Raw genomic sequence first — 26,871 nt, 5'->3', positions numbered from 1 at the left:
CGGGTGGGGCTCATGGCCCTGCCCGTCGTGTTCTTCGCCGTCTTCTTCGCCTATCCCGTGGCCGCGATCGTGGCCCGAGGCCTCAAGATCGACGGGGTTTGGCGGTTCGGACGGTTCGGTGACGTGCTCGCGCAGCCCGACATCCGGCATGTGCTGTGGTTCACCACCTGGCAGGCGCTCGCCTCCACAGCGCTCACGCTGCTGATCGCGCTCCCCGGCGCGTATGTCTTCGCGCGCTTCGATTTCAGGGGCAAGCACGTTCTGCGGGCCGTGGTGACCGTGCCCTTCGTGTTGCCGACCGTCGTGGTGGGTACGGCGTTCCTGGCGCTGGTCGGCCGGGGCGGACTGCTCGACGAGCTGTGGGGCGTACGGCTCGACACCACCGTCTGGGCGATCCTGCTCGCGCACGTCTTCTTCAATTACGCGGTGGTGGTACGGACCGTCGGCGGGCTCTGGGCGCAGCTCGACCCGGGCCAGGAGGAGGCCGCGCGGATGCTCGGCGCCTCCCGGTTCGCGGCCTGGCGCAAGGTGACGCTGCCGGCCCTGAGCCCGGCCGTGGCCGCCGCCGCGCTCATGGTCTTCCTCTTCACCTTCACCTCGTTCGGGGTGGTGCAGATCCTCGGCGGTCCCACCTTCTCCACCCTCGAGGTGGAGATCTACCGGCAGACCTCGGAGATCTTCGACCTTGCGACGGCGGCGGTGCTGACGATCATCCAGTTCATGGCGGTGGGCGCGGTTCTCGCCGTACACGCGTGGACCGTGCGCCGCCGGGAGACCGCCCTGCGTCTGGTGGCCCCGGAGACGACCGCGCGCCGGCCGCGCGGGGCGGGGCAGTGGGCGCTGCTGGGCGGTGTCCTGGCGAGCATCGTCGTCCTCCTCGTCCTGCCGCTCGCCGTCCTCGTGCAGCACTCCCTCGACGCTCCCGGATTCGCCTATTACAGGGCCCTGACCAGCGACGGCGGCGGCATCTTCCTTGTCGCGCCGATCGAGGCGATCGGCAACTCGCTGGAGTACGCGCTCGCCGCCACCGCCATCGCCGTACTGATCGGCGCTCTGGCGGCCGCGGCTCTCACCCTCCCCCACTCTCGGCTTCGCTCCAGCGGGGGGACCCCCATGACGGGCCGTCTGCTACGAGGATTCGACGCGCTGCTGATGCTGCCGCTGGGCGTGTCCGCGGTGACCGTCGGCTTCGGGTTCCTGATCGCGCTGGACGAGCCGCCGCTGAACCTCAGAAGCAGCTGGATCCTGGTGCCGCTCGCGCAGGCGCTGGTGGGTGTCCCCTTCGTCGTACGGACGATGCTGCCCGTGCTGCGGGCGGTGGACGGGCGGCTGCGCGAGGCGGCCGCCGTGCTCGGGGCCTCGCCGTGGCGGGTGTGGCGCGAGGTCGATCTGCCGATGGTGCGGCGGGCGCTGCTGATCGCGGCCGGGTTCGCCTTCGCGGTGTCGCTCGGCGAGTTCGGGGCCACCGTCTTCATCGCGCGGCCCGACAATCCGACGCTGCCGGTCGCCGTGGCCCGGCTGCTCGGACGGCCGGGCGATCTCAACTACGGCCAGGCGATGGCCCTTTCGACGATTCTGATGGTGGTGTGCGCGGTGGCGTTGCTGCTGCTGGAGCGGGTACGGGGAGACCGGACGGGGGAGTTCTAGATGCTGCTGAACCTTCAGGGTGCGACCGTACGCTTCGGCGGGCGGCCGGTGCTCGACGCCGTTGACCTCGCTGTCGCCGAGCACGAGATCGTGTGCGTGCTCGGACCGAGCGGCAGCGGCAAGTCCACGCTGCTGCGGGCGGTGGCCGGACTGCAGTCGCTCGATGCGGGACGCGTGGTACTGGGCGGACGCGACCAGTCGGCGGTGCCCGCGCACAAGCGGGGCATCGGCCTGATGTTCCAGGACCACCAGCTCTTCCCGCAGCGGGACGTGGGCGGCAATGTGGCTTTCGGGCTGCGGATGCACGGGGCGCCGAAGGGTCAACGAGCTTTGGAGGTACGGGAGTTGCTGGCACTCGTCGGGCTGCCGGGTGCCGAACGCAGGTCAGTGACGGAACTCTCCGGAGGCGAGCAGCAGCGCGTCGCGCTGGCCCGCGCCCTCGCCCCCCGCCCTCGGTTGCTGATGCTCGACGAACCGCTCGGCCAGCTGGACCGCTCCCTGCGCGAACGGCTCGTCGTCGAACTCCGTGAACTCTTCGGCGAGTTGGGCACGACCGTGCTCGCCGTCACGCATGATCAGGGTGAGGCCTTCGCGCTCGCCGACCGGGTCGTGGTGATGCGCGACGGTCGGATCGCCCAGTCCGGTACGCCTCTTGAGGTCTGGCAGCGTCCGGCGGACGAGTTCGTGGCCCGCTTCCTCGGCTTCGACAACGTGGTCGAGGCGACGGTGGTCGCAGAGGCCGCGGACACCCCGTGGGGGAAGGTTCCGGTGCCCGAGGACGCCCCCCAGGGGCTCCGTACGCTCCTCGTGCGGCCTGCGGGTGTACGGCTCGTGGACGCGGCGGACGGCCTGCGCTGCACCGTCGCCGCCCGCACCTTCCGGGGCACCCATGTCGCCGTACACCTGTACTCGGAGGGCGCGCCCCGACTTGAAGCGGCGTGCGCTCTGCGGGACGCGCCGGAGCCAGGGGACGTGGTGGGGGTGGAGTTCGACGCAGCCGAAATTGTCGTACTCGGGGATCCCTGGGCCGCATAGGGTGCGATCATGACGCTACTCGGACATGACCGCTACTGCGATGAGATCGATTCGCAGGTACGGCAGTTGAGGGACGTGGTGACCTCGGCAGGTGCGGATCTGTCCGCCACCGTGCCCACCTGCCCGGACTGGTCACTGGAGCAGCTGGTCCGGCACACGGGCGGGGCGCTGCGCTGGGTCGAACTCATCGTGCGTACGCGGGCTCAGGAGCACATCCCCGAGGACCGGATTCCGCTCGCCGGGGGACCGGAGGCCGCGGGCGACCCGGCCGCCCTGGACGCCTGGCTCGCGCAGACCGGCGCGATGCTCGTCGGCACACTGCGCGAGGCGGGACCCGACACGAAGGTGTGGGCCTGGGCCGGCGACCTCAGCTCCGGGTTCTGGGCGCGCCGGATGACGCACGAGCTGGCGATCCACCGCGCCGACGCGACGCTGGCCGCCGGCCTGCCGTACGAGGTCGATCCTGAGGTGGCTGCGGACGCGATCGACGAGTGGCTGGGGATCGTCGAGTACGTGCAGCGGACGGAGCAGGACGAGGCGGCGGCGGAGCTGCGCGGAGTCGGCCGCAGCATCCACCTCCACGCCACCGACACCACACCGGAGTTGAACGCCGAGTGGGTCGTCGAGCTCGCCGAGCGGGGCGTCACCTGGCGCCGGGGTCACGAGAAGGCGACCGTCGCGCTGCGCGGCCCGCTCACGGACGTCCTGCTGGGCTTCTACCGTCGACTTCCGCTGGACGGCGGCCGGTTGGAGGTACTGGGGGAGCGGGAGCTGCTGGAGTTCTGGCTGGAGCGGGCGACGTTCGGGTAGTTCCGGATGCCAAGGCATGTGGCCCGCCCCCTCGCTGAGGGGGCGGGCCACATGTGTCCGCGACGTGCGATCAGTTGGTCTTCGAGGCGCCACGGCGGCGCATGCCGAAGAAGACCGCTCCGCCGCCGACCACGACGAGCGCGCCGGCGATACCGGCGATCATGCCGGTGTTGGAGTTCGCACCGGTCTCGGCGAGGTTGGAGTCACCGGCCGCGGGGGACGGGGAGTTGTCGCCCGTCGTCGCGGGAGCGGTGGTGCTCTCGGAGGCCGACGGGGTCGCCGAGTCCGAAGGCGTCTGAGACGGGGACGGAGTCTGTGACGGCTTCGGGGTCTCCGAAGGCGAAGGCGTCTCCGTCGACTTGCACGCGTCGGACGGCGCGGTCAGGTTCGGCGAGATGTCCTCGTCGACTATGTTCGCGGCCTTGATGTGGACGCGGTACTGGCCCTTGGGGGCCCAGTCCTCCGAGAACGTCACGGTGGCGCCCTCGCGGGTGCCGGTGACCGTCTGGGTGCCGACCAGCTTCCCGTCGGCGCCGTTCGACTCGAGGTAGACCGAGACGGTGGCCTCCTTGCCCGAGGAGTCCGTGTCGGTCACGGTGATGATGCCCTTCCCGTTGTCGTCGCAGGAGGCGACGGCCGAGAAGTCACGGATGTTGCAGGCGAGTGCGTTGCCCGCGACGCCGAGCGCGAGCGCGGCCGAGGCGGATGCGACACCGAGGATTCGCACGGAACGTGCGGTGCGGCGAGATATGGACACGATTGCCCTTCACAGAATGCGCAACTGCGGGGGGTGGTGGGGGTTTTGTTGCGAAACACGCTGTGGCAACAGCACCCCCAGGAGTCTCACAGGTTTATAAGCGGGGCCTCAGCACTGTCAATGCATATGCCCGTCCCAGCCGTTGGCTTTGCCTTGTCATTAACCACCGAGGCGTTTGAGGGCCTCGGGAGCGTCCTCGATCCGGTCGACGAGGGCGATCCGCGACTCCATCGAGCGCTCACGGGCCAGCGACTGAAGAAGCGGCCAGGTGGGGTGTTTTTCGGTCCAGTGCGCGCGGTTCACCAGGACCATGGGGGTGGGTTCACCACGGGACTCGTAGTAGTTCGGCGTCGCGTTGTCGAAGATCTCCTGTACGGTCCCGGCGGCGCCCGGCAGGAAGACCACACCCGCGTTCGAGCGGGCCAGCAGGCCGTCCTCGCGGGTCGCGTTGGCGAAGTACTTGGCGATGTGGGCCGCGAAGGCGTTCGGCGGCTCATGGCCGTAGAACCAGGTGGGGATGCCGACGGAGGGGCCGCCGGCGGGCCAGCGCTCGCGTACACCGAAGGCGGCTTGCGCCCAGTCCGTCACCGAGGGGGTGAACGACGGTGCTCTGGCGAGAAGTTGGAGAGCCTCGGTGAGCATGTCGTCGCCGAAGGGGGCCGCGTACGCGCCGAGGTTCGCCGCCTCCATCGCGCCCGGGCCGCCGCCGGTGGCGACCGTGAGACCGGCGCGCGCCAGCTCACGGCCGAGGCGCGCCGCGCCCTCGTACGCCTCGGTGCCGCGCGCCATCGCGTGGCCGCCCATCACGCCTACCACCTGTGCGCCGACGAGGAGTTCGTCGAGCGCGTCCGAGACGGAGTCGTCGTGGATCGCCCGCAGCATCGACGCGAATATGTCGCCGTCGGCCTTGGTCCGCTGGAACCAGGCGTACGCCCGGGCGTCGGGCGTCGCCTCGTAGCCCGCGTCCAGCGAGTCGAAGAGTTCGTCGGGGGAGTAGAGCAGGCCCCGATACGGGTCGAAGGGCAGCCCGAGTATGGGCGGGAAGACCAGGGCGCCGGCGGCCCTGACCCTGGCCGCCGCGTCGGGGTCCATCGGGCAGCCGAGAAAGACGGCGCCCGCGGTGTCCACGGACAGCAGCACCTCCGTGCGTCCCGTCAAGTCAACTGCCTGCACACGGAATTGGGCGAGCGTGCCGCCCGTCGAGACGACCTCGTCGAACTCGGCGAGGGACTCGATCTCACGGTCACGGGAAGCGCGGAGGGGTGTCGGCTGCACGGGGTCATGCTAGGGCCTGGACGTTGGCCGGCTCGGCTGCGGGGGCGCCGGGCCGGAGGGGCTGGGGGCGTGTTCCCAGGGCTGCGGGGGCGCCCCGCCTGGGTCGCGCGGGGGCGAGCCTGGCGTTGGTTGGGGCGCCGAAGGCCTTGCCCCGGCCGCGGGGGCTGAAGGGCTCGCCGGGGGCCGGGGGCTGGGGGCGGCGTTCCGCGGGCTGCGGGGGCGCCCCATCTGGGGGCGAGCCTGGCGTTGGTTGGGGCGCCGCAAGCCTTGCCCCGGCCGCGGGGGCTGAAAGGCTCGCCGGGGGCCGGGCCCAATAGGGCCGCCGCTCAGGTGGTGGCCGTCGCGGTGGTGCGACAGGAGGTCGCGCTGTTGCGGCGGGCGGTAAGCCGCCGTACAGCGGCGCGGCGGAGGCCGTCGGGGCGTGCTGCCCGCGGCCTCCGGCCGGCAGCGTGCCCCCGGCGATCACCGCGGCGTTTCCGCCCCCGCGGCCCCTGCCCATCCCGTCCTTGGGGGCTTCGCCCCCGAACCCCCGCTCCGCAAACGCCGGAGGGGCTGAACTTTCGCCGGTCGGGGCGCCAGGATCAGCCTTGGACCGCCGCCGGGTCCATCCACATGACCTCCCATGTGTGGCCGTCCGGGTCGTCGAAGGCGCGGCCGTACATGAAGCCGTGGTCCTGGGTCTCGCCGGAGGTCGAGCCGCCCGCCGCGAGGGCCTTGTCGACGAGTTCGTCGACCTTCTCGCGGCTCTCGGCACTCAGACACAGCAGCACCTCGCTGGTCTTCGACGAGTCCGCGATCTGCTTCTTGGTGAAGTCCGCGTAGCGCTGCTTGCTGAGCATCATCGCGATGATCGTGTCGCTGATCACCACACAGGCGCAGTCGTCGGTCGTGAACTGCGGGTTGATCGTGTAGCCGAGCTCTGTGAAGAACTTCTTGGAGGTGTCCACGTCGGCCACGGGCAAGTTCACGAAGATCATCTGCTGGTACATGCGAGGTCTCCCGTCGGTGATGTGCCGTTCGCAGGGATAGACCGGAGGTCCGAGCGGAACTCATCGGCGGCGCGGATTTTTTTGTACGGGCACTCCTACCGGGCTCGTACGACACCCGTACCGGGTTCGTACGGCACTCCTACCGGGTTCGTACGACACCCGTACCGGACTCATACGACCCCCGTACCGGACTCATACGGGACTCGGAGGCCCCCGGCACGACCGTGTCGTACGGGGATCAGCGGATCAGAGGAAGCGCGGCCAGCTCGGCGACCGCCCAGGTCAGCGGGCCGAACAGGGCGAGCAGCGCGCCGACGCGCAGCGCGGCGGCGCCGCGCAGCAGCGTGGCGGGTGCGCCCAGCCGCAGCAGCGCCGCCGTGGTGTCCGCCCGCGCCTGCTTCGCCTCCACCGCGGCCGTGGCCAGCGTCAGCAGCGTGCACCCCGCGACCAGCAGGGATCCGAGCGTGGTCAGGGGCCCGAAGTCGGGGCGTGCGCCCGTGTACAGCGTCGCCATGGCGTACCCGCCCGACGCCACCGCGCACACCACGCCGAGCGGCTGCCCGATGCGCCGCGCCTCCGCCTGCAGCACCCGGCCGGCGAGCAGCCGCAGCGCGCCGGGCCGTACCGCTTGCAGCAGCTGTCCGCACAGATACGTGATCGCCGGCCCCGCCAGCGCCAGGCCGACCGCCGTCAGCACCCACCCGACCAGCACCCCGGCCGGACCTCCCACGAAACCGCCGGGCAGGGCCGGCCCCGGCGCCGGGCCCGAACGGCTCGCGTACGTCTCCACGGCGAGCCCCGCAGCGAGCGCGGCCGCACCCCAGGGCAGGCCGCTCGGGGTGGACTCCGGGGGCGGGAGCCTGTGCGGGTCCAGCTCGGGCGACGGTTGGCGGCCCGCGGTGCCGTCGGGCTCCCCTGCACCGGTATACGGAAACGAGTCGCCGGGGTGACCGAGGCCGACGGCGTCCGGGTCGACGCCGGTGACATCGCCCGCGCCCGCCCGCCGCCGGACACCCGCACTGGCGTACGCCTGCGTCCTCCAGTGGAAGCCGGGGCGGTCGGGGGCGGCGGTGTGCTCGTGCGCGTCGGTGCCGCCGTATGCCGCCGCGTCCCCGTTGACGCCGGGACCCTGATGCCCGCCGGTGTCCCCAGCCTCTCCAGCGACTCTCCGCGCAGGCGACGCGGCGGCACCAGCCGCACCCGGCGAACCAGCCGACCCTCGACCGCCCCCCGCGTGCCGCCCGCCACGCCGCCCTCCGCGCCCCGCGGCGCTTCCCACCACCTGCTGGCGCGCCGTGATCCAGGTGCGGCCGTAGGACCGCCCCTCGCGCTGCGGCCTTCCGCCGCGTGGTCGCAGTACCGTCGCGACCGCAGCGCAGGCAGCTAGAGGGACGAGGGTCAGCAGCGTCAGGGCCGCGGGCAGGGGCAGGGACTGGTCGGCGGCGAGGAACTCCGCCGCCGCGCCGTCGAACGGCATGCCCGTGAGGTCGCCGCGCAGATGGAGGAAGAAGAGCAGGGCGACCATCGAGCCGAGGGCGGTGGAAAGAGCCGTGGTGACGGCCGAGACGGCCATCAGGCGGCCCGTGCCCAGGCCGATGGCCGAGAGGCCGGGACGGGGACGGGTGCCGGGGTCGGTCCGGGCGACCGCGACCGCGAAGTAGACCGTGGCGGCGAGCGGAGCGACGCACCAGGCCAGGCGCAGGACGCTGGCGGCCGAGGCGTCCGGATGCGACATCGCGTACCCCAGCGTGCACAGCAGCAGGAAGCCGGTGCCCGCCGAGGCGGCGGTGACCAGGAGTCGGCGGAGCTGGATGAGGGGCTGGGCCCCGCGGGCTAGACGGAGAGCGAGCACGCGGCCCGGCCTTCCGTCTCGGCGACCGGGGGCAGATGGACGGTGTTCACGCGCCGTCCGTCGAGCAGTGACACCGTGCGGTCGGCGAGCGCCGCGGTGTCCGCGTCGTGGGTGGCCAGGACGACCGTGATGCCGTGTGAGCGGGCCGCCGTGGTGAGTGTGCGCAGGACATGCGCGCGGTCGGCGCGGTGCAGCGGCGCGGTCGGCTCATCGGCGAAGAGCACGGTGGGGGAGGGGACGAGGGCGCGGGCGATCGCCACGCGCTGGCGCTCGGCCTGAAGCAGGACGTGCGGGCGCTTGCGGGCACAGCCGCCGATGTCGAGGCGCTCCAGCCACTCCAGGGCGGCGGTCTTGGCGGCCCGGCGTCCGCAGCCGCGCAGCATCAGGGGCAGCGCCGCGTTCTCCCAGACGTTCAGCTCGGGGACGAGGACCGGGGCGGGGTCGATCCAGCCGAAGCGGTCGCGGCGCAGCCGTTCGCGGGTGAGCGAGCCCATGGTGTGCACGGGAGTGCTGTTGAACCAGACCTCGCCCCGCTCCGGCAGCAGCTGCCCCGACAGGCACCGCAGCAGCGTCGTCTTGCCGCTGCCGCGCGGGCCGCCCACCGCCAGGATCTCGCCGTCGCGGATCCCGAGCGAGACACCGCTGAGCGCGGGCGAGCCGTTGTGCTTGACGTGCAGGGCGCGTGCCCAGAGCACGTCGTTGTCCGGCGGGGCCACCATCGCGTACACCTCGTTCAGATCTGATTTGCGCTGCCTGGCGGCCTCCACGAGGTCGCGCAGTCCCCCGGTCGGGGGAACGAAGGCAGGGCCGATCGGTCACTGGGCACGCTAGGGATTCGGCGGCGGGAGGCCGGACAGCACGCGGCCCCGGGCGGCCGTTTCTCACTCGAACGGACGGCACCGGGGCCGGTGTGTTGCTCATCCAGAAGGAAGATCAGCGCTTCGTTGAAGCAGCCGTGGGACTACAGCTTCGCCCACGCCTCCGTCAGCACCTGACGGACGATCCCCTCGATCTCGTCGAAGGTCGACTGGTCGGAGATCAGCGGCGGCGACAGCTGGATGACCGGGTCACCGCGGTCGTCGGCGCGGCAGTAGAGGCCGTACTCGAAGAGCTTCTTGGAGACGAAGCCGTAGAGCACGCGCTCCGACTCCTCGTCCGTGAAGCTCTCCTTGGTGACCTTGTCCTTCACCAGCTCGATGCCGTAGAAGAAGCCGTTGCCGCGGACGTCGCCGACGATCGGCAGGTCGTGCAGCTTCTGGAGCGTCGAGAGGAAGTTGGCCTCGTTGTCCAGCACGTGCTGGTTGAGGTTCTCGCGCTCGAACAGGTCGAGGTTGGCCAGACCCACCGCGGCCGACACGGGGTGGCCGCCGAAGGTGTAGCCGTGCAGGAAGGTGTTGTCGCCCTTGTAGAACGGCTCGGCGATCTTGTCGGAGACGATGCACGCGCCGATCGGGGAGTAGCCCGAGGTCATGCCCTTGGCGCAGGTGATCATGTCCGGTACGTAGCCGAACTTGTCGCAGGCGAACATCGTGCCGAGGCGGCCGAAGGCGCAGATGACCTCGTCCGAGACGAGCAGCACGTCGTACCGGTCGCAGATCTCGCGCACCCGCTGGAAGTAGCCGGGCGGCGGCGGGAAGCAGCCGCCGGCGTTCTGCACGGGCTCGAGGAAGACGGCCGCGACCGTCTCGGGGCCCTCGAAGAGGATCTCCTGCTCGATCTGGTCGGCGGCCCAGCGGCCGAAGGCCTCCGGGTCGTCACCGTGGATCGGGGCGCGGTAGATGTTCGTGTTCGGCACCTTGTGCGCGCCCGGGACGAGCGGCTCGAAGGGGGCCTTCAGGGCCGGCAGGCCGGTGATGGACAGGGCGCCCTGCGGGGTGCCGTGGTAGGCGACCGCACGCGAGATGACCTTGTACTTCGTGTAATTGCCGGTGAGCTTGTGGTACTGCTTCGCCAGCTTCCACGCGGTCTCGACGGCCTCGCCGCCGCCGGTGGTGAAGAAGACCTTGTTCAGGTCGCCCGGAGCGTAGTCCGCGAGGCGCTCGGCGAGCTCGACGGCCTTCGGGTGGGCGTAGGACCAGATCGGGAAGAAGGCCAGCTCCTGCGCCTGCTTGAAGGCGGTCTCGGCCAGCTCGGTACGGCCGTGACCCGCCTGAACCACGAACAGACCCGCAAGACCGTCGAGGTAGCGCTTGCCCTTGTCGTCGTAGATGTAGGTGCCCTCACCACGGACGATGGTGGGAACGGGCGCGTTCTCGTACGAGGACATGCGGGTGAAGTGCATCCACAGGTGGTCGTACGCGGTCTTGCTGAGGTCCTTGGTGCTCACGGCTATCGGGTTCCCCACATGTAGGTCTGCTTCTTCAGCTTCAGGTAGACGAAGCTCTCGGTGGAGCGCACGCCGGGCAGGGCCCGGATGCGTTTGTTGATGACGTCCAGCAGGTGGTCGTCGTCCTCGCAGACGATCTCGGCGAGGATGTCGAACGAGCCCGCGGTCATCACCACGTACTCGACTTCCGACATGGCCGTCAGCGCTTCCGCCACCGGGTCGAGGTCACCCTCGACATTGATGCCCACCATCGCCTGCCTGCGGAAACCCACGGTGAGCGGGTCCGTGACGGCGACGATCTGCATCACGCCCTGGTCGAGCAGCTTCTGGACGCGCTGACGCACGGCCGCCTCGGACAGGCCCACGGCCTTGCCGATCGCGGCGTACGGGCGACGTCCGTCCTGCTGCAGCTGCTCGATGATGGCGAGGGAGACGGCGTCCAGCTGGGGACTGCCGTTCCTGGACTCGCGGGAGTCCCTGGGGTCTGCGCTTCGACTGGCCACGACCTCACTGTGCACGACGTCTCGACAGTTCCGCAAGGCCGCGGCGATGAAATTCGTTGTTTACGGGTACGCGTCTTGCGGATTTCGCAGTTCTGGGGCGACCAGGGGTGTTGAAAACGTGGGTGCACGGATTAGGGTGGGTGTCTCAGCGATTGGACACCCAAACTTGGAGGGCCGGCAGTGAGCACCGAGCTGCGTCGTCTGCGCAATTACATCGACGGTGAGTTCCGGGACGCCGCCGACGGACGGACCACTGACGTGGTCAACCCCGCGACCGGTGAGGCGTACGCGACCGCGCCGCTGTCCGGACAGGCGGACGTCGACGCCGCGATGGCGGCCGCCGCCGCGGCCTTCCCGGCCTGGCGCGACCAGACCCCGGCCGAGCGCCAGAAGGCCCTCCTCAAGATCGCGGATGCGTTCGAGGAGCGGGCCGAGGAGCTCATCGCGGCCGAGGTGGAGAACACCGGCAAGCCGATCGGGCTGACCCGGTCCGAGGAAATCCCGCCGATGGTGGACCAGATCCGCTTCTTCGCGGGTGCCGCCCGCATGCTCGAGGGCCGCTCGGCCGGCGAGTACATGGAGGGCATGACCTCGATCATCCGCCGCGAGCCGATCGGCGTCTGCGCCCAGGTCGCGCCGTGGAACTACCCGATGATGATGGCCGTGTGGAAGTTCGCCCCGGCGCTCGCGGCCGGCAACACGGTCGTCCTGAAGCCGTCGGACACCACCCCCGCATCCACCGTGCTGATCGCCGACATCATCGGCGGCATCCTCCCCAAGGGCGTCTTCAACGTCATCTGCGGCGACCGCGACACCGGCCGCGCGATGGTCGAGCACCCGGTCCCGGCGATGGCCTCCATCACCGGTTCGGTCCGCGCGGGCATGTCGGTCGCCGAGTCGGCCTCCAAGGACCTCAAGCGCGTCCACCTGGAGCTGGGCGGCAAGGCCCCGGTCGTCGTCTTCGAGGACACCGACATCGCCAAGGCCGTCGAGGACATCTCGGTCGCGGGCTTCTTCAACGCGGGCCAGGACTGTACGGCCGCGACCCGCGTCCTGGTCCAGGAGTCCATCCACGACGAGTTCGTCGCCGCGCTCGCCAAGGCCGCCGCCGAGACGAAGACCGGCCAGCCGGACGACGAGGATGTGCTCTACGGCCCGCTGAACAACCCGAACCAGCTCAAGCAGGTCGCCGGCTTCATCGAGCGCCTGCCCGCGCACGCCAAGGTCGAGGCGGGCGGTCAGCAGGTCGGCGAGAAGGGCTACTTCTACGCCGCGACCGTCGTCTCGGGTCTGAAGCAGGACGACGAGATCATCCAGAACGAGGTCTTCGGCCCGGTCATCACCGTGCAGTCCTTCTCGGACGAGGCCCAGGCGATCGAGTGGGCGAACGGCGTCGACTACGCCCTCGCCTCCTCCGTCTGGACGAAGGACCACGGCCGCGCGATGCGCCTGTCGAAGTCCCTCGACTTCGGCTGCGTGTGGATCAACACCCATATCCCGCTGGTCGCCGAGATGCCGCACGGCGGCTTCAAGAAGTCCGGATACGGCAAGGACCTCTCGGGGTACGGCTTCGAGGACTACACGCGCATCAAGCACGTGATGACGTCGCTGGACAGCTGATCCCGCATGAACCGCGCGGCCCCGGACGGGAGTTGATCCCGTCCGGGGCCGCGGTGTTCCCCCTCCGCGATGGTCAGGCGCTCTCGATACCGCTGCTGAGCGAGGGGAGGTCAGGCTCGCCGGGCTGGCCCGTCTCCTTGTGCTCCGTGTGCCCCTTCTGCCCCGTGTGCTCCTTGTGCAGGAACGGCGGCTTCTTGCCGGGCTCGGGCAGCGGCGGCAGGTCGGGCGCGGCCGGGAAGGAGATACCGGCCTTCGCCAGGATGGGCGCGCAGGCGTCCAGAGCGTTCTTGTACTCCTTCGACGTCGGATCGAAGTCCTTGCCGACGACCTTCACGTCCAGGCGTACATGCCCCTCCGCGTCCTTGGACGCGTGGAAGTCGGGGAAGTACTTCTGGCCTTGCCCGCGCATGCACGCGGCGAACTCGCCGTTCGCCGCTTTCACGTCACCGGGGGCTTTCGCGGTGGGCTTGTACGCGACTGCCAGCGCCGTTCCCTTGGGCGGCTCGGCGTGCCGGGACGCGGCGGGTTTCGCGGACGTCACGGTGGACGTGTCGGACGCCGAGGCCGCCGACGCGCTGACCGTGCCGAGCGTGGCGGCCGAGATCATGGCGCAGGCCAGGGCGAGCCGTCGTGGCCTGGGGACCAGAGCACGCATGGGGTTCCTCCCGGTGGTGGATCAGTGGGGCGGACACGTTCGATGACGTACTGGACCGCCTTGAGGGCGCGTTCGAGGCGCAGAAGCAGTTCGTGGCAAACGCCTCGCACGAGCTGCGTACGCCGCTCACCCTCCAGCAGGCGATCGTGGACGTCGCGCTCGCGGACCCCGGGGCGTCGGTGGAGAGCCTGCGGGCGGGGTGTCTGCGGGTGCGGGCGGCCGGGCAGGAGCAGGAGCGGCTCATCGACGCGCTGCTGACGCTGGCGCGCAGCCAAGGCGGGCTGCGGCGGCGGGAGTTCGCGGATCTGGCGGAGATCGTGCGGGGACGGTTGCCGGAGAGCGAGGATGAGGACGGGGACGAGGGCGGGACCGGGGCCGGGCCCCGGGTGCGGGCCGACCTCAACTCCGCCCCAGTACTCGGGGACCCCCAGCTGATCGAGCGGCTGGTGGTCAACCTGACCGACAACGCCGTACGGCACAACCACGCCGACGCTGAGGAGAGTTGGGTCCGCCTGTGGACGGGGCTGGAGGCCGGGCGTGCCGTCCTGCGGATCGCCAACACCGGCCCGGTGATCCCGCGCGACCAAGTGGCGGGACTCTTCCAGCCGTTCCGTCGCCTCGGCACCGCGCGCGTCCGGGGGCGCGACGGCCTGGGCCTCGGCCTCTCCATCGTCACGGCCGTCGCCACCGCACACGGCGGCACGGTAGAGGCCTGGCCCCGCCCGGAGGGCGGCCTGACCGTGCGGGTCACGCTACCGGGATGCCCTCCGACGCCGACCGGCTCGCCCGACGCCGTCGAGCGCCGGCTCAGCTGATCGACAAGGTGTCGGCCAGGAGAGCGACCGCTCGACGCAGCGTCCATTGTTCAGGCGAAGCCGGGGGCGCCATGCTGCCCGGGTGCCCGTGATGCGGAAGACCTCGCCCCTGTCCCGCCGGTCCCTGCTGCGTGCCCTCGGCGGTGGTGCCGCGCTCGGCGCCCTCGCCGGATGCGGGGTGCCGGCCGCGTATGTGGCACCCGGCGACCGGGCCGCGGCCGACCTCTCCGCCACGGACAAGCGGCTGACGTGGGCGAACTGGCCGCTGTACATCGACACCGACGACAAGCACACGACCAGGCGGCCCACGCTGGAGGCATTCGAGAAGCGCACCCGGATCTCCGTCGACTACATCGAGGAGATCAACGACAACGACGAGTTCTTCGGCAAGATCAGCCCGTCCCTGATGAACCACCAGCGGACGGGCCGCGATCTCATCGTCATCAGCGACTGGATGTGCGCCCGTTTCGTCCGCCTCGGCTGGGTCCAGGAGATGGACCGGACGAGGCAGCCGAACGTCACCAAGTATCTTGACCCGCTGCTGCGTTCACCCGCCTTCGACCCCGGGCGCAAGTCGTCGGTTCCCTGGCAGTCCGGGATCACCGGCATCGCGTACAACCGCCGCAAGGTCGGCCACGAGATCAACCACGTGTCCGACCTGTGGGCCGATGACCTCAAGGGCCGGGTCACCCTTCTCTCCGGCCTGGACGAGGCCTTCGCGCTCCTCATGCAGGGCAACGGCGTCGACATCACCCGGTGGACGGCCGACGACTTCCACCAGGTCTGCGACCAGGTCGAGAAGCACGTACACAGCGGCCAGATACGGCGCTTCACCGGCAACGACTACATCAAGGACCTCTCCAGCGGCGACGTGCTGGCCTGTCAGGCGTACTCCGGCGATGTCATCCAGCTCCAGGCCGACGACCCCGACATCCGCTTCGTCGTCCCCGAGGAGGGCGCCGAGCTGTGGGCGGAGTCGCTGATGATTCCCAACCTGGCCCGCCACAAGGCCAACGCGGAGAAACTCGTCGACTTCTACTACGAGCCGGCGGTCGCCGCCGAACTGGCCGCCTGGGTCAACTACGTCTGCCCCGTACCCGCCGCCCAGGACGTCCTCGCCTCCTCCAAGGACAAGGACACCGCCGCCCTCGCCGAGGACCCGCTGATCTTCCCCGACGCGACCATGCGCAAGCGGCTCGCGATCGCCCGCGACATCACGTCCAGCGAACGCACGGATTTCGCGAAGCGCTGGAACGCGATCGCGGGACTCTGAGCCCCGTTCGTCACCCCGTGTGACGAGGCATTTTAGTTGGCACAAAAGCGGGATAGTTGGCATCGGATGTTGCGGCCGGAGCAATCGATGGCAGCGTCCTGAACTTCGGTATCTGAAGAGACTTGACGTGCGACTTACTTGCCGAGCGGAGGGGTCGACGCGCCGTGCGCGTTAGTCTCCTCTTCGACTATCTCAGCTTTTGAGACGTCCAAGGGAGCGCCTTGGTCGCAGGCCTGGCCGAGCCGCGTCGCGTAGAGGCTGACACGTCGGCGAAGACGAGTCCGTTCTCCTTGCCCCAGGTCTCTTTCGTGGAGTGCGCTGGTGCGGGACACGAGCAAGCGCGCGTCTCCCACTCCTCGGAGGTCCTGGACGATGGGGCACAGCGAGATTTCATGCTGGGTGACTTCGCTCCAGGCGATGAATGAAAGGATGCGCGGGTCCGCTGCACGTGCAAGAGAGCCGGGCTCTTGTCCACGCTCTCGTGGGAAACCTACTCGGACGTCTCGGTGCTCTCCTCTTGGTTGACAACCCCGAATGGAATGTGGACGCTCGGTGTCGTCTGGGAGGTTCCTTTAAGATGGATTTCCTGGTCGTCGAAGAAGATGTGGGGCCTCAGTACATCCATGATCGAACCCTTGTCGATGCCCCCTAGGAAGAAAGCGTCATTGACTGTCACTCCCCAGTTGTTCAAACTCATTATGGCGCGCTCATGTGCTGGCGCATTGCGTGCTGTGACGATGGATACGTGAACGCGGATCGTGTAGTCCTCATTCTCCCTGCGACGTTCTTCCTCTCTTCGCTGCAGCTTGTTGATCTCGCGTAGGAAGTCCCGGAGGGGGCCTGCATCGTGAGGAGTGGCAACGTTCACGGTCTCGTGAGTGCGGAATACCTCTATGCCGCTCTGTTGGAAGACGCGCTCCGATTCATCGCCGGCGAGGACGCCGTCGAAGTCAAAGGCAATCCGCAGGTCCCTGTCCTCGGGGTCGTCGGCAACGGCGGAACCGAGGACCCGACCAGCAGGTAGCCCTGAGGTCACGGCCTCTCGGACGTCGTTTTCATCTGCAGACAGGAACAGTGACATGTGTAGGGCGCGCATAAACTTGTACGGTGCTCGACCTTGCATGAAGATGGCGCGACTTATAGGTAGGTCGTGTGATTTTATGGACTGCATGACCCGAAGTCCCGTGTCGGGGTCGTTGCGGGAGAGGATAATTACTTCGACCAAAGGGTCGCCTTCTGGGTTCAAGTCATTCAGCGATAGAATGCGGCGGATGAAAGAAAAAGCCACGCCGGGTTGGAGGGTGTTGTCCAGATTCTCTCGCTGATAGATGCGATAGCCTTCCTCGCCTTCTTTTCGGAACACGCCATCGGACTCTTTAAGGTCGAAGAGTGCGCTTGAGGCTATTCCGATGACCAGCCGGTTTTCGAGGCTATAGGGTGGCATGATGACTTCCCTTGCGTGCGTCGGAATGATGTCCTGTTCCTTCGCTTGGTGGAATTATGTCGCCGTGAGTTCGGCGCTCCTGAACTGTCCGTCGACCCACCGTTTTGCGTGAACACCCCGGCAGTGCCCGCCACTTCGACGGCGAGCGCCCAGATTGTGCCGTCGCGGCCTCCTTACCCTGATAGGCGGACGTTCCGTTACCGCGGTGGCGAGCCGATTCCCTCGCCGCGCGCGGAACTGATGCTCGCCGCCCAGTTATTCGACGTTGACTCCATAGGCGCGAGCGAGGCCGTCGAGGCCGTCTGCCCAGCCCTGGCCGAGGGCCCGAAGCTTCCATACCGGATGGCCGTCGGCACTGTGCCGGTAGAGCTCGGCGATGACCATGGCCCGGGTGGCGGGGTCGGCGGGAGGCTTGAACGTCCAGGCGGTGCCGCTCGTGCAGTCCAGGTCCAGAGCTGCGTGAGTGAGGGATCCGCAGGTCAGGCCGGTTTCGACGTCCATGTTGATGGCGACGGCCACCCGTCGCACATGTTCGGGCAGGGCGCACAGATGGATGGTGGCGCGTTCGACCGTGTGCGGTCCCTCCTGCTGTTTACCGAGGAGCCGTGCGCCGCCGGCGGCAGCGGATGGCTGGTTGTAGAAGACGAAGTCCTCGTCACCGGAGACTCCGCCGTCGTTCCCGAGTAGGAACAGAGCGAGGTCGGCGTCGGCGCCGGCGAAGCTGAAGGAGACGCGAAGTCCCCGCCAGGCTTCCTCGGGCAGGACGAGGGTCTGGCCCGGGATGAGCGCCGCGGACGCGGCCGGAGCTACAACAGGCGCGGGTTGCGGCTGGGAGAGAGTCTGTTGCTTCCACTCGGCGAACGGTCTGATCCGGTACGGGTCGCCGACCGTGGCCCGGTGGTCGGGAGATGTGTTGGCGCCGAGGGTGATGTCCAGGTCGGCGAGGGAGGGTTCGCCGGAGGCGGGGTCGTCTTGGGCGCCGTCCAGCAGGTCTTGGAGGCCGGGTACGCAGGTGGCGTCCAGCGGTTTGAGCGCGCTCGAGAGGTTACCGGAAGCGGTGGTGATGACGGAGCAGGCGACGTCCTGCCCGATGTCCAGGAACCGCAGGGCGTCCTCGGGTTCCCGCCAGGGTGTTGATTCGATCGCACGCTGTGTCCAGCGGCCATACGCGACGAAGCCGAGTCGCTGAGTGTCGGGCAGGCGAGTCATGACGGCCAGGTCGATGGCTTCGATGCCGGGCGCAGTGGCGAAACCCTCTTTGAGGGTGGCGACGATGTTGGAGCCCATGGCTGTCAACCACCAGAGGAGCCGGTCGCGTTTGGCGAGGTTCTTCAGGGCTGGGCGCCCGCTGGGCGTCAGGCCCGCGGTTTGGGTGGGCATCGTGTCGAGGTCCTGCTGTCGGATGACGACCGACAGGACGGTGCGGTCCACGCCGACTGCGCAGCCGGCGGCCGGATTGTCGGAGAAGGCGCTGTTCACGGCCTCGCAGACGGTGGCCTCGTCGTTGGAGAGCAGCGCATCCCACCACTGCCCGGCCTCGGTGACCATCTGCTCACGGACTACGTGGAGACGTGCTGTCTCCGCGGCCAGGTACGCGGGGGCGTCCAGTTGGGCGCGCTGCTTGGCGGAAGTCCGCTCTGCACGTGCCAGCCGGCCCACCCCTTGGAGGTGAAAGGACTGGGCCTCGGCGAGTGCCCACGGCAGGCCGAGCTGCGGAGCGGCGGGGATCACGGGCGGTTGCGCAGAGGCGAAAGACTGCAGGTGGACGCTGGTCATCTGGCGCCTCAGCTCCTGCAGCTGAGCGATGGCGGCGTCGCGCTCCGCCTCCTGTTGTGCTCTCTCCGCCTGGCGGCGTGCCCGCTCCAACTGGGCGGCCGAAGGAGCGACCGACCGGGTCTGCGTGGTACGACGTGTGCTGGTCCTTCGACGACTGCCGCTGAGAGAACTCGACGCGTAGAAGGGGCCGAGTCCCGTCGACACCCTTGCGCCGCCGCTGCCCACACTGAGCCTCGCCGCACGTGGACCGACGGAGGTCCGCACACCGCGTGTGGAGACACGCACACTCAGCCCAGGCACACCGACACGGAAACCGAACCCCATGGCCCACCCCTTTTCCCGGGGGCACAGTGTGGCACTAACAGACGCTTCGGGAGCAGGTGCGAGGCTCATCCGCCCCTGGGAAGTTCGTCATCCGGGGTCAGGAGGTAGTGACTGCAGGCGGCTCAGGGGGCGAATTCTGTCCAAAGCAGGGACGGTCGGGCATCAGGGGTCTACCGTTTCCCTCTCGGCGATCAAGGGGGCGAGGATGCAGACGACGTCGTTGCGTAAAGGGCAGAACACCGGGCTGTTGACGGCGCCGGTGGTGTTGGCGGTGTCAGTTCAGGGCTTGGCCGCGGACGTCTCGGCGCTGCTGCTGGGAGCGGACGGCAGGGTTCGGAGCGACGCCGACCTGGTCTTCTACAACCACCCAGCCCAAGACGCCGTGTCCGTCGCCGGGTCTGCGGTCACGGCCGACCTTGGGCGCGTGCCGGCCGACGTACACCGGGTGATCGTGGTGGCGAGCGCTGATCCGCTACAGCGGGGCGGAGTCTTCACTCGGGCACCTCTCTTGACGATTACGCAGGCCGGTACCTGCGTCCTGTCGTTCACGGCGCCGGACTTCACATCCGGGGAGACGGTCGTGCTTCTGGCGGAGCTGTATCGACGGAACGGCGGATGGAAGATCCGTGCTGTGGGACAGGGCTATGCCTCCGGTCTTGGTGGTCTCGCCACCGACTACGGTGTCGAGGTCGAAGCCGAGCCCGCCGCAACTTCCGCGCCGCTCCCCGTCCAAGGGCACCGGAATTCGGCTTCCACAGGTCCCGCAGTGGATTTCTCGAAGGTCGAACGACTGGCGCCCGGACTGCTGTCTCCGGCCCGCCAGGCCGGCAAGTCCCTTGTGGACCGCGGTATCGCGAATCGGCGGGCTGCGGTGTATCTGATCCTCGACCACAGCTGGTACATGAGGGAGCTGTACGCGTCATTCGCGGTACAGGCCTTCGCCGAGCGTGTCCTGGCTCTGTCCACCGCCCTCGACGACGACGGCAGCGTACCCGTCGTCTTCTCCAGCGGGAGGCAACCATTCCTGGAAGAGATCCGGCTGGACAATTACCGAGGTCGCATCGGACAGTTGCACACCCAGGTGGACTGGCGGCGGGGCAGGCTCGCCGAGTCGATGCGGCGTGCAATAGAGCATTACCAGGAATCCGGAGCCACTGATCCCGCCTTCATCGTGACCCAGGTCGGTGATGAGCCCTGGGACAAGGCCGAGGTCCGCTCCTTGCTGCAGAACACCGCATCACTTGGGGTGTTCTGGCTGTTCGTCGGGTTTGGGCGCGGCAAGCTCGCGTTCTACAAGAACCTCAACGCCTCCGCCTCCGCCACCTTCACCAACGTCGCCTTCTACGACGCGAGCAAGAACCCGGGATCGGTGCCGGACGAGCGGTTCTACGCTGGCCTCGTCGACGCCTTCGCCGCCTGGTTGCGGCATTGAAGCAGCCCCGGACAGCCCATGGCCCAGTTGCCCCACAGTTGATGTCTCACCGGCTGAGCAGCCTCATCACCTCTGATCAAGCTGCCTCGAACCTCCAGCGCTACTTCGGCACCGGTCTGCTGCAGGAAGCGGTGCCGTTCACGGGAAGTCGCTTCGAGCACCTCGCTGGAGGGGGTGATCGCCCGGCAGTCGCGAACACGGTGACTGCCGATGACCTGATTGCAGTGCAGACCTTGTCGGTCAGGATTCCCGCGCAGGCCGCCCTGGACCTCCTGGAAGGCGACCTTGCTGTCCGGGTGTCCAAGCTGCTGAGCCGTGTTCCCTTCGACATCGACATGGTCGAGGCCGAGGCTGGCGACCTGGCCGACGGATCGCCGGCACACGCTGCCTGGCACCTTCTTCGCGACCAGCCCGGAATCGGATGGGTCACGGCCGGGAAGCTCCTCGCCCGGAAGCGCCCGCGGTTGCTGCCTGTCTACGATCAGGTCGTTCGATGCGTCCTCGGTCGGCCCAAGTCTTTCTGGCTCGACCTGTATGCCGCGCTGCGTGTCGACAACTGGGCGGTGCATCACGAGCTGATGGCCCTACGGCAGGCCGCAGACCTCCCCGAGACCGTCAGTGCGCTGCGGGTCTGTGACGTGGTGCTCTGGATGAATCACCGTACGGATCATCAGCAGGGGAGCTGTACCGGGACCTGAAGTCCGTCGGCCGCGCACGAGGGAGCCTTACGCCCGGAGGACAGCTGGATCCCCTGCTCCGGCGACACGCCTTGTGACCTGCGCTGTACCAAAGTGCCAACTATCTCGCTGATTCCGTGCCTCCAGCAGCTGAAGCTCCTTGGCATCAGCGCAGGTCACGAACGTTGCCTCATGCCAACTAGCGATCCTGGTCACACCCCGTGACGAGGATTCTGAGTCTCGGGGGTACGCGGCCCCGAGGTTCATGCCGCCGTCGGTGCGATCGGCGGCTGCTCCCAAGCGAGGCTCATCTGCGCGCCGGCTTCCGCGCGCGCCGTGGCCACGAGGGTCGCGTAAGGGCCTGCGACCGCCGTGGCCACGCGGGTCGCGTAAGGGTCTGCGACGGCCGATGCCTCGTCAGCCCCATACGGGTAACTCCGTTGTGCACCAACCGCATCGCGGCGATCGCCGAGGGCGTCCTCGTCCGGCACCACGCCACGGCCTGAGGTGGACAGGCTCCGGGTTGGGTCCCGGATACGAACGGTGCTGACTTTCTCGTGTTCTGCGTCCGATGGATTGCCTCACGTCCGTCCGTAGCGTGGCGGACAGAACGGAGGATGTGCCCACGGATCTGTGGCACCGGCTACGTGAACACCCGTGCTCGTGGAAGCAACGGACGCGCGGCTGAATGCGTTTTCGACAAAAAATGTCGCCTCCGTATCCGCTAGTTACTCAGTTCTGAAAGGAGCACGTTATGAGTGCACATGTGTCCCGCATTGGCCGTCTGGCTGCCGTCACCTCTGCCGCAGTTGTCCTCGCCTGCACCGGAATCGGGGTCGGTACGGCGTCGGCGGCTGAGCAGAGCCACGAAGTCGGCTACTCGGCTCACGGCGGCGGCGGCCACGGCGGCGGCGGCCACGGTGGCGGCGGCCACGGTGGTGGTGGCGGCCACGGCGGCGGCTGGGGCCACGGCGACGGCGGCGACGGTTGGGGTGACGGCGGCTACTAAGACCAGGTCAGGCGTTCCCGGCGGGGGCTTCCCGGCCGGGAACGCCTGCTGTGTTGCAGGCCGTTGAGGGCCAAGACGACGGAGTGCAGGTCGATTGGCTCGTTAGTACAAACCTCAACTGACAGGTGGTGTCCCGCGCCCAGTGGCTTTCGTGCCCTGCACGCCTAGCGTCGATTTCACGGATGCGATCCGATCCCGCACACGCACAAGGAGCGGAACATGAACGCGACTACGTCCGCGGACACGCCACAAACGTCATCCCTCAAGAAGCCCCACGCCTCCCGGAGCCCGATCGCCCAGCACGCTGTCGACGTGGCAGTCCGCTATCGGCCTGCGCGATCGGAGACATCCGGCGACTGGATCGAGCTCATTGCGCTGCCCGAGAATCGCGTGGCCATGGCTGTGGGCAGTGTTGTGGGCTGCGGCCCGCGTGCCCGCGCCTGGATCGGCCGGCTGCGCGGCGCGCTCCGCAACCTCTCCTCGACCGGCCTGGCGCCCGACGAACTCCTGGGCCGTCTCGATCATCTCGCGGCCCGGTGGGGCCGGGGCCCTGACGAATGCGAGGGCATTTTCAGGGGAGCGACTTGTCTCTATGCGATCTACGACCCGGTCTCCCGGCACTGCGCGGTGTCCCGGGCCGGGCATCGGCCGCCCGCCGTAATGAGCCCCGATGGCCGGGTGGACTTCCCCGACGTGCCCGCCGGGCCGCCCCTCGGCCTGGGCAGCGGCTCCTTCACCACCGCGGAGTGGGAGGTGCCCGAGGGCAGCCAACTCGTGCTCTACGGCCACGGCCTGGTCCATCGCCGAGGAAAGGGCGCCGACGGCGGTTTCGCACTGCTGCGGAGGGTTCTGAGCCGAGCCGCCACCCGGAACGGCGTTGCGGGCCCGGAGGAGACCTGCGCGGCCGTGTTCGACGCACTGCTCCCCCTCCGCCCCGGCGGCGCCGTCGCGCTGATGGTCGCCCGCACCCGCGGCATGCGACCTGATCACGTCGCCGACTGGGATGTGCCCGCCGAGCCGGCGGCGGTGGCCGACCTGCGTGCTGCTGTTACGCGCCAGCTTGCGCATTGGGGTCTGAGTGACCTCGTCTTCACGACCGAACTGATCCTCAGCGAGCTGGTGAGCAACGCTCTCCGCTACACCACTGGACCGATCCACCTTCGGCTGCTCTGTGACGACGCCCTTACGTGTGAGGTGTTTGACTCCAGCCCCGCGTTCCCCCATCTGCGTCAGGTGGCCACCACGGACGAGAGCGGACGCGGTCTGTTTCTTGTCGCCCGGGTCGCCGAGCGTTGGGGGACGCGGCATACGCAGGCCGGCAAGGTGATCTGGACCGAGCAGACCCTGCCGCAGACGCCGCAGGGCGGGATGGATGAGCGGCCAGTTGCTACGACGGGGCACCCCTCACAAGGCAGTCGGGCAGGTCACTACGACCCCTGCCCGGTTTGAGGAGGGGCAAAGAGGAGGACGGAAACCCGCGCGGGGGCTGCGATGGCCTTGTGGTCGTCCCGGCCCCCGTTCGGTTTGCCACGCCGCCTGCCAGACAGCCCCGGCAACAGGACGGGAACGCCGGCTGTTGGGGTCGTGCCGGCACGGACAGTCCCCCTTCGGTCTTCCCTCGGTCTTCTCACAGGTGCGCGGATACGCCGTTGCAGACTCCGGCGTATCCGCGCCTCACGCTGCGGTTCTCATGACCCCTCTCGGAAGCCGATGTTGTCCTGGATGACTGTGCGCGGTGAAACGGGCACCTTCTCGGGATGGTCAAGGTCGAGCCTGGTGAATTCGATCCCGCGACTCCACACCGTTCGCAGGAACTCCTTGACGAACTCCGTGGTCAGTTGCTCTCCACCGCAGCGCCGGTAGCCGAATCCGAACGGCGCATAACCGGCCGTGTCGCAGACTGGGTACGCGGTGCCGTCGACCACTCCGTACACGGCTCCGAACGCGCTGTTGGTCATCTCTGCCCGACGGCCGTCCCTGACGGTGAACGGTGCGGGTGGAAAGGGACAGCGCGCAAGCCCGGCTTGGCGGCTTCTCGTCTCGGTGTTGTCGGCGGTCGTCGGCGCTGCCAGATACCTCTCGGGATCGAACTCCTCCGGGTTGCGCCAGTGCCGGGGGTCTCGGCTCGCTGAGGGGTGCACGGTGACAACACTGCCCAAGCGAGGCTCGGCACCTCGCTCGGTGCTCACGGTCGACAGGCTGGCTCCGTTCGGTGAAACCGTGCGGAAGAGCTCCATCACGTAGCGGTCGAGTGGGGTGAACGCGTCGCCGTCCGCCGTGTCCGGGCTGTTCGTCATCGTCCGTTCGAACCACGACCTGACGACCGGGTCGCCGTGGTCGGCGTCCAGCAGGGCCATGGTCTGGTAGAGCATGTTGCCCCACTGACTGAACGCCAGGAAGTTGTGGAAGCACTCGAAGACGATGTCCTCGCGGCGGAAGTGCTCGCCGCCCTGGCCGTTCTTGAGCCAGTAGTGGACGAAGGTGCCCTCCGAGTCCTGGACGTCGCCGTCGATCACTGCCTGCACCCGGCGGTCGATCCACTCCTTGAGCCGCGGGCGCAGTTCGCGCACCCGCATGATGCTCTCCCGCACGACGTCCTCGGTGGGATACCAGTGACCGAGGACGGCGGTGAAGCTCGTGCCGATCATCCGCACCTCGGGCGGGATGGCCTCGCCGGTGACGCCGAGGTGGAGGTCCCAGTAGAGGTCGAAATAGTTCTGGTAGTACTCGTGCATCAGTGGCTTGCCGGCGTTGGCATCGGCGAAGAGCCGGGCGAGGAAGCCGTCGACCTTGGGGGCGTACTTGGCTGCGTAGAGGTCCGGCGTGGTCGCCGAGGCGTAGATCTTCTTCCGCTCGTTGTCCGGACCTCGCTGGTCGTAGCCCGTGATGAAGACCGTGGTGCCCTCCTTGGGGTCGGGCGCCCACCCGTCGTAGAGCATGCCCCAAAAGTGCGGCGGAGCCGCGTTCTCCTTGCTCAGGGCGAGATCAATCATGGGCAGTACGGGCCGTTCGCCCACGTACTCGCTGCTCGAGAGGTAGGGCACGACGGCACGCTCGATGTAGTCCGGGTCGAAGGTCGGAGGAAGCAGTCCGACCCATGCGTCGGGTGTGGTCATGTTCGTTTCCTCTGATCGTGAGGTCGGCTCGCGCAGCCAGGACGGAGCCGCGGCTCTTCCCGAGCCGTGGAGCAAGGTTGACGCGACGGGGCTGTCGGGCGAATTGGTGCGAGAACACCAAATTAGTCGGAAATGTGGTGTTCGGCGCCCAGTGGCTGCGTCTCTGCTCCCTCCTAGCGTCGTTCGCACTGACCCATCGGATTCCCGATCGGAAGGAGCGGAACATGAAGGCGACACACGGCACAGCAGTCGACCCGGGCCAGACCGTCCCGAACGGCGCTTTCCCGAGCAGCAACGGAATGTCGTCCGGGGTGGAGCCGCCTGTACTGGGCGGACCGGAGCACTCCGACTACTACCTGCTGGACAACCTGCTCACCGACGAGCAGCGGGCCCTTCGCAAGAAGGTCCGCGAGTTCATGGACCGGGAGGTCACCCCAATCATCAACCCGTACTGGGAGCGGGCGGAGTTCCCCTTCGAGCTGTTGCCCAAACTGGCGCAGCTGGACGTCGCGGGCTTCCAGATTTCCGGCTACGGCTGCCCGGGGATGAGCAATGTGACGGCCGGCCTGGTGATCCTCGAACTGGCCCGGGGCGATCTGAGCATCTCGACGTTCGCCGGGGTCCACTCGGCCCTGGCCATGATGTCGGTCGCACTGCTCGGCTCCGAGGAGCAGAAGCAGCGCTTCCTGCCGCCGATGGCGCGCCTGGAGAAGGTCGGAGCCTTCGGTCTGACCGAGCCCGCGCACGGCACGGACGTGGTCAAGCTGGAGACGACCGCGCGCCGGGACGGGGATTCCTACGTCCTCAACGGCTACAAGAGGTGGATCGGCAACGCGACCTTCGCCGACTACGTGATCATCTGGGCCCGCGGGGAAGACGGGCACGTGGGCGGCTATGTGGTCGAAAAGGGCACGCCCGGGTTCGACGCCCAGGCCATCACGGGCAAGACGGCTCTGCGCTGTGTCCAGAACGCCCAGATCTCCCTCACCGACGTCCGGGTGCCCGCCGAGAACCGGCTGGCGAACGTCAACACCTTCCGCGACACCGAAAAGGTCCTGCTGGCCTCACGCTTCTGCGTCGCCTGGGAGTCGATCGGCGCCGCCATCGCGGGCTACGAGACCGCTCTGGCCTACGCCGAGCAGCGCAAGCAGTTCGGGATGCCGCTGGCCTCCTTCCAGCTCGTCCAGTACCGGCTCTCGCGGATGCTGGCGGACATCACCGACATGCTGTGTATGCAGCTCCGGCTCAGCCAGCTCATGGACGAGGGCGAGTACTCGATGCCTCGGGTCGCGCTGGCCAAAATGCACCACACCGAACGGGCCCGGGCGATCCTCGCCGACGCCCGCGACATGCTCGGCGGCAACGGCATCCTGCTCGACTACCACGTGGCCCGGCACGTGTGCGACATCGAGGCCATCGCCACCTACGAGGGCACCGACACCGTGCAGGCGCTGATCGTCGGCCGCGACATCACTGGCTACAACGCCTTCGTGCCTGTAGCGCCGAGCCACTGACCCGGCATGCAGCGCGGCGCCC

The 26,871-nt window shown here is 68.6% G+C and carries 22 protein-coding genes; 11 read left to right on the top strand and 11 right to left on the bottom strand.

Annotated features, from left to right (window positions below; translation table 11 throughout):
* Positions 1-12: 12 nt before the first annotated feature.
* The 3 genes from AB0D27_RS10875 to AB0D27_RS10865 are packed head-to-tail and all read left to right on the top strand — an operon-like array spanning position 13 to position 3,492.
* A complete protein-coding gene (locus AB0D27_RS10875; protein ID WP_362505245.1) occupies positions 13-1,647 on the top strand; it encodes an iron ABC transporter permease in 1,635 nt (544 codons plus the stop codon).
* Entirely contained in the window at positions 1,648-2,682 is a 1,035-nt protein-coding gene (locus tag AB0D27_RS10870; RefSeq protein ID WP_362505242.1) for an ABC transporter ATP-binding protein, read from the top strand.
* A 9-nt stretch (positions 2,683-2,691) separates the two neighbouring features.
* On the top strand, positions 2,692-3,492 hold the full coding sequence (locus AB0D27_RS10865; RefSeq protein WP_362505239.1) for a maleylpyruvate isomerase family mycothiol-dependent enzyme: 801 nt from the start codon (positions 2,692-2,694) through the stop codon (positions 3,490-3,492).
* Between the two features lie 70 nt (positions 3,493-3,562).
* On the opposite strand, the gene AB0D27_RS10860 is transcribed toward AB0D27_RS10865, so the two are convergent.
* The 7 genes from AB0D27_RS10860 to AB0D27_RS10830 all read right to left on the bottom strand — a co-directional run bounded on the left by AB0D27_RS10860 (position 3,563) and on the right by AB0D27_RS10830 (position 11,209).
* The gene (locus AB0D27_RS10860) at positions 3,563-4,249 is read right to left on the bottom strand and encodes an LAETG motif-containing sortase-dependent surface protein (RefSeq protein ID WP_362505236.1); all 687 of its coding nucleotides are present in this window, start codon (positions 4,247-4,249) and stop codon (positions 3,563-3,565) included.
* A 159-nt stretch (positions 4,250-4,408) separates the two neighbouring features.
* Complete coding sequence (locus tag AB0D27_RS10855; protein ID WP_362505233.1) at positions 4,409-5,524, bottom strand: Rossmann fold nucleotide-binding protein; 1,116 nt, start codon at positions 5,522-5,524, stop codon at positions 4,409-4,411.
* A gap of 581 nt (positions 5,525-6,105) precedes the next feature.
* Positions 6,106-6,513, bottom strand: coding sequence for a VOC family protein (locus tag AB0D27_RS10850; protein WP_362505230.1), 408 nt, complete (start codon positions 6,511-6,513; stop codon positions 6,106-6,108).
* Positions 6,514-6,751: 238 nt separating this feature from the next.
* Positions 6,752-8,365 carry a hypothetical protein gene (locus AB0D27_RS10845; protein ID WP_362505228.1) on the bottom strand — a complete coding sequence of 538 codons (1,614 nt, stop codon included), beginning with the start codon at positions 8,363-8,365 and terminating at the stop codon, positions 6,752-6,754.
* Entirely contained in the window at positions 8,347-9,084 is a 738-nt protein-coding gene (locus AB0D27_RS10840; RefSeq protein WP_362505353.1) for an ATP-binding cassette domain-containing protein, read from the bottom strand. Before AB0D27_RS10840 ends, AB0D27_RS10845 begins: the two co-directional genes overlap by 19 nt.
* 242 nt (positions 9,085-9,326) lie before the next feature.
* Positions 9,327-10,709, bottom strand: a complete 1,383-nt coding sequence (locus AB0D27_RS10835) for an aspartate aminotransferase family protein (RefSeq protein WP_362505225.1) — start codon at positions 10,707-10,709, stop codon at positions 9,327-9,329.
* Positions 10,694-11,209: an Lrp/AsnC family transcriptional regulator gene (locus AB0D27_RS10830; RefSeq protein WP_362505222.1), complete on the bottom strand. Its 516-nt coding sequence runs from the start codon at positions 11,207-11,209 to the stop codon at positions 10,694-10,696. The genes AB0D27_RS10835 and AB0D27_RS10830 overlap by 16 nt, the downstream gene beginning before the upstream one ends.
* A 165-nt stretch (positions 11,210-11,374) precedes the next feature.
* On the opposite strand from AB0D27_RS10830, the gene AB0D27_RS10825 reads away from it, so the two are divergent.
* The gene (locus AB0D27_RS10825) at positions 11,375-12,814 is read left to right on the top strand and encodes a gamma-aminobutyraldehyde dehydrogenase (RefSeq protein ID WP_362505219.1); all 1,440 of its coding nucleotides are present in this window, start codon (positions 11,375-11,377) and stop codon (positions 12,812-12,814) included.
* A 73-nt stretch (positions 12,815-12,887) separates the two neighbouring features.
* Here AB0D27_RS10825 and AB0D27_RS10820 read toward each other — a convergent pair whose 3' ends face one another.
* Positions 12,888-13,469: a hypothetical protein gene (locus AB0D27_RS10820; protein WP_362505217.1), complete on the bottom strand. Its 582-nt coding sequence runs from the start codon at positions 13,467-13,469 to the stop codon at positions 12,888-12,890.
* Here AB0D27_RS10820 and AB0D27_RS10815 point away from each other — a divergent pair.
* Complete coding sequence (locus AB0D27_RS10815) at positions 13,445-14,284, top strand: HAMP domain-containing sensor histidine kinase (protein ID WP_362505214.1); 840 nt, start codon at positions 13,445-13,447, stop codon at positions 14,282-14,284. The two genes, AB0D27_RS10820 and AB0D27_RS10815, sit on opposite strands and share 25 nt — an antisense overlap.
* Positions 14,285-14,366: 82 nt before the next feature.
* Positions 14,367-15,557 carry a spermidine/putrescine ABC transporter substrate-binding protein gene (locus tag AB0D27_RS10810; protein WP_362505211.1) on the top strand — a complete coding sequence of 397 codons (1,191 nt, stop codon included), beginning with the start codon at positions 14,367-14,369 and terminating at the stop codon, positions 15,555-15,557.
* A gap of 490 nt (positions 15,558-16,047) precedes the next feature.
* On the opposite strand, the gene AB0D27_RS10805 is transcribed toward AB0D27_RS10810, so the two are convergent.
* The gene (locus AB0D27_RS10805; protein ID WP_362505208.1) at positions 16,048-17,001 is read right to left on the bottom strand and encodes a 5'-nucleotidase; all 954 of its coding nucleotides are present in this window, start codon (positions 16,999-17,001) and stop codon (positions 16,048-16,050) included.
* A gap of 255 nt (positions 17,002-17,256) precedes the next feature.
* Complete coding sequence (locus AB0D27_RS10800; RefSeq protein ID WP_362505205.1) at positions 17,257-18,777, bottom strand: TerD family protein; 1,521 nt, start codon at positions 18,775-18,777, stop codon at positions 17,257-17,259.
* 529 nt (positions 18,778-19,306) lie between these two features.
* On the opposite strand from AB0D27_RS10800, the gene AB0D27_RS10795 reads away from it, so the two are divergent.
* From AB0D27_RS10795 to AB0D27_RS10780, 4 genes are all read left to right on the top strand, one after another.
* Positions 19,307-20,533, top strand: coding sequence for a VWA domain-containing protein (locus tag AB0D27_RS10795; RefSeq protein WP_362505202.1), 1,227 nt, complete (start codon positions 19,307-19,309; stop codon positions 20,531-20,533).
* A gap of 41 nt (positions 20,534-20,574) precedes the next feature.
* Complete coding sequence (locus AB0D27_RS10790) at positions 20,575-21,231, top strand: DUF6308 family protein (protein WP_362505199.1); 657 nt, start codon at positions 20,575-20,577, stop codon at positions 21,229-21,231.
* A 733-nt stretch (positions 21,232-21,964) separates the two neighbouring features.
* Positions 21,965-22,219: a hypothetical protein gene (locus tag AB0D27_RS10785; RefSeq protein ID WP_362505196.1), complete on the top strand. Its 255-nt coding sequence runs from the start codon at positions 21,965-21,967 to the stop codon at positions 22,217-22,219.
* A gap of 396 nt (positions 22,220-22,615) precedes the next feature.
* Positions 22,616-23,668, top strand: a complete 1,053-nt coding sequence (locus tag AB0D27_RS10780; protein WP_362505193.1) for an ATP-binding SpoIIE family protein phosphatase — start codon at positions 22,616-22,618, stop codon at positions 23,666-23,668.
* A 239-nt stretch (positions 23,669-23,907) separates the two neighbouring features.
* Here the strand turns inward: AB0D27_RS10780 and AB0D27_RS10775 are convergent, their stop codons facing one another.
* Complete coding sequence (locus AB0D27_RS10775) at positions 23,908-25,335, bottom strand: hypothetical protein (RefSeq protein WP_362505190.1); 1,428 nt, start codon at positions 25,333-25,335, stop codon at positions 23,908-23,910.
* 224 nt (positions 25,336-25,559) lie between these two features.
* Here AB0D27_RS10775 and AB0D27_RS10770 point away from each other — a divergent pair, with 224 nt between their 5' ends.
* Complete coding sequence (locus tag AB0D27_RS10770) at positions 25,560-26,849, top strand: acyl-CoA dehydrogenase family protein (protein WP_362505187.1); 1,290 nt, start codon at positions 25,560-25,562, stop codon at positions 26,847-26,849.
* The last annotated feature ends 22 nt before the right edge of the window (positions 26,850-26,871 follow it).

It is taken from the genome of Streptomyces sp. NPDC048415 (assembly GCF_040651675.1).
Taxonomy (GTDB): domain Bacteria; phylum Actinomycetota; class Actinomycetes; order Streptomycetales; family Streptomycetaceae; genus Streptomyces.
The sequence above is the reverse complement of the archived record's forward strand: the minus strand, read 5'-3'. Positions and strand labels throughout refer to the sequence as shown.

Coding starts and splice junctions, on each gene's coding strand:
- AB0D27_RS10875 (WP_362505245.1), top strand. CDS start 13: ATGGCCCTGCCCGTCGTGTTCTTCGCCGTCTTCTTCGCCTATCCCGTG.
- AB0D27_RS10870 (WP_362505242.1), top strand. CDS start 1,648: ATGCTGCTGAACCTTCAGGGTGCGACCGTACGCTTCGGCGGGCGGCCG.
- AB0D27_RS10865 (WP_362505239.1), top strand. CDS start 2,692: ATGACGCTACTCGGACATGACCGCTACTGCGATGAGATCGATTCGCAG.
- AB0D27_RS10850 (WP_362505230.1), bottom strand. CDS start 6,513: ATGTACCAGCAGATGATCTTCGTGAACTTGCCCGTGGCCGACGTGGAC.
- AB0D27_RS10840 (WP_362505353.1), bottom strand. CDS start 9,084: ATGGTGGCCCCGCCGGACAACGACGTGCTCTGGGCACGCGCCCTGCAC.
- AB0D27_RS10820 (WP_362505217.1), bottom strand. CDS start 13,469: ATGCGTGCTCTGGTCCCCAGGCCACGACGGCTCGCCCTGGCCTGCGCC.
- AB0D27_RS10805 (WP_362505208.1), bottom strand. CDS start 17,001: ATGCCACCCTATAGCCTCGAAAACCGGCTGGTCATCGGAATAGCCTCA.
- AB0D27_RS10800 (WP_362505205.1), bottom strand. CDS start 18,777: ATGACCAGCGTCCACCTGCAGTCTTTCGCCTCTGCGCAACCGCCCGTG.
- AB0D27_RS10795 (WP_362505202.1), top strand. CDS start 19,307: ATGCAGACGACGTCGTTGCGTAAAGGGCAGAACACCGGGCTGTTGACG.
- AB0D27_RS10790 (WP_362505199.1), top strand. CDS start 20,575: ATGTCTCACCGGCTGAGCAGCCTCATCACCTCTGATCAAGCTGCCTCG.
- AB0D27_RS10785 (WP_362505196.1), top strand. CDS start 21,965: ATGAGTGCACATGTGTCCCGCATTGGCCGTCTGGCTGCCGTCACCTCT.
- AB0D27_RS10780 (WP_362505193.1), top strand. CDS start 22,616: ATGGCTGTGGGCAGTGTTGTGGGCTGCGGCCCGCGTGCCCGCGCCTGG.
- AB0D27_RS10775 (WP_362505190.1), bottom strand. CDS start 25,335: ATGACCACACCCGACGCATGGGTCGGACTGCTTCCTCCGACCTTCGAC.
- AB0D27_RS10770 (WP_362505187.1), top strand. CDS start 25,560: ATGAAGGCGACACACGGCACAGCAGTCGACCCGGGCCAGACCGTCCCG.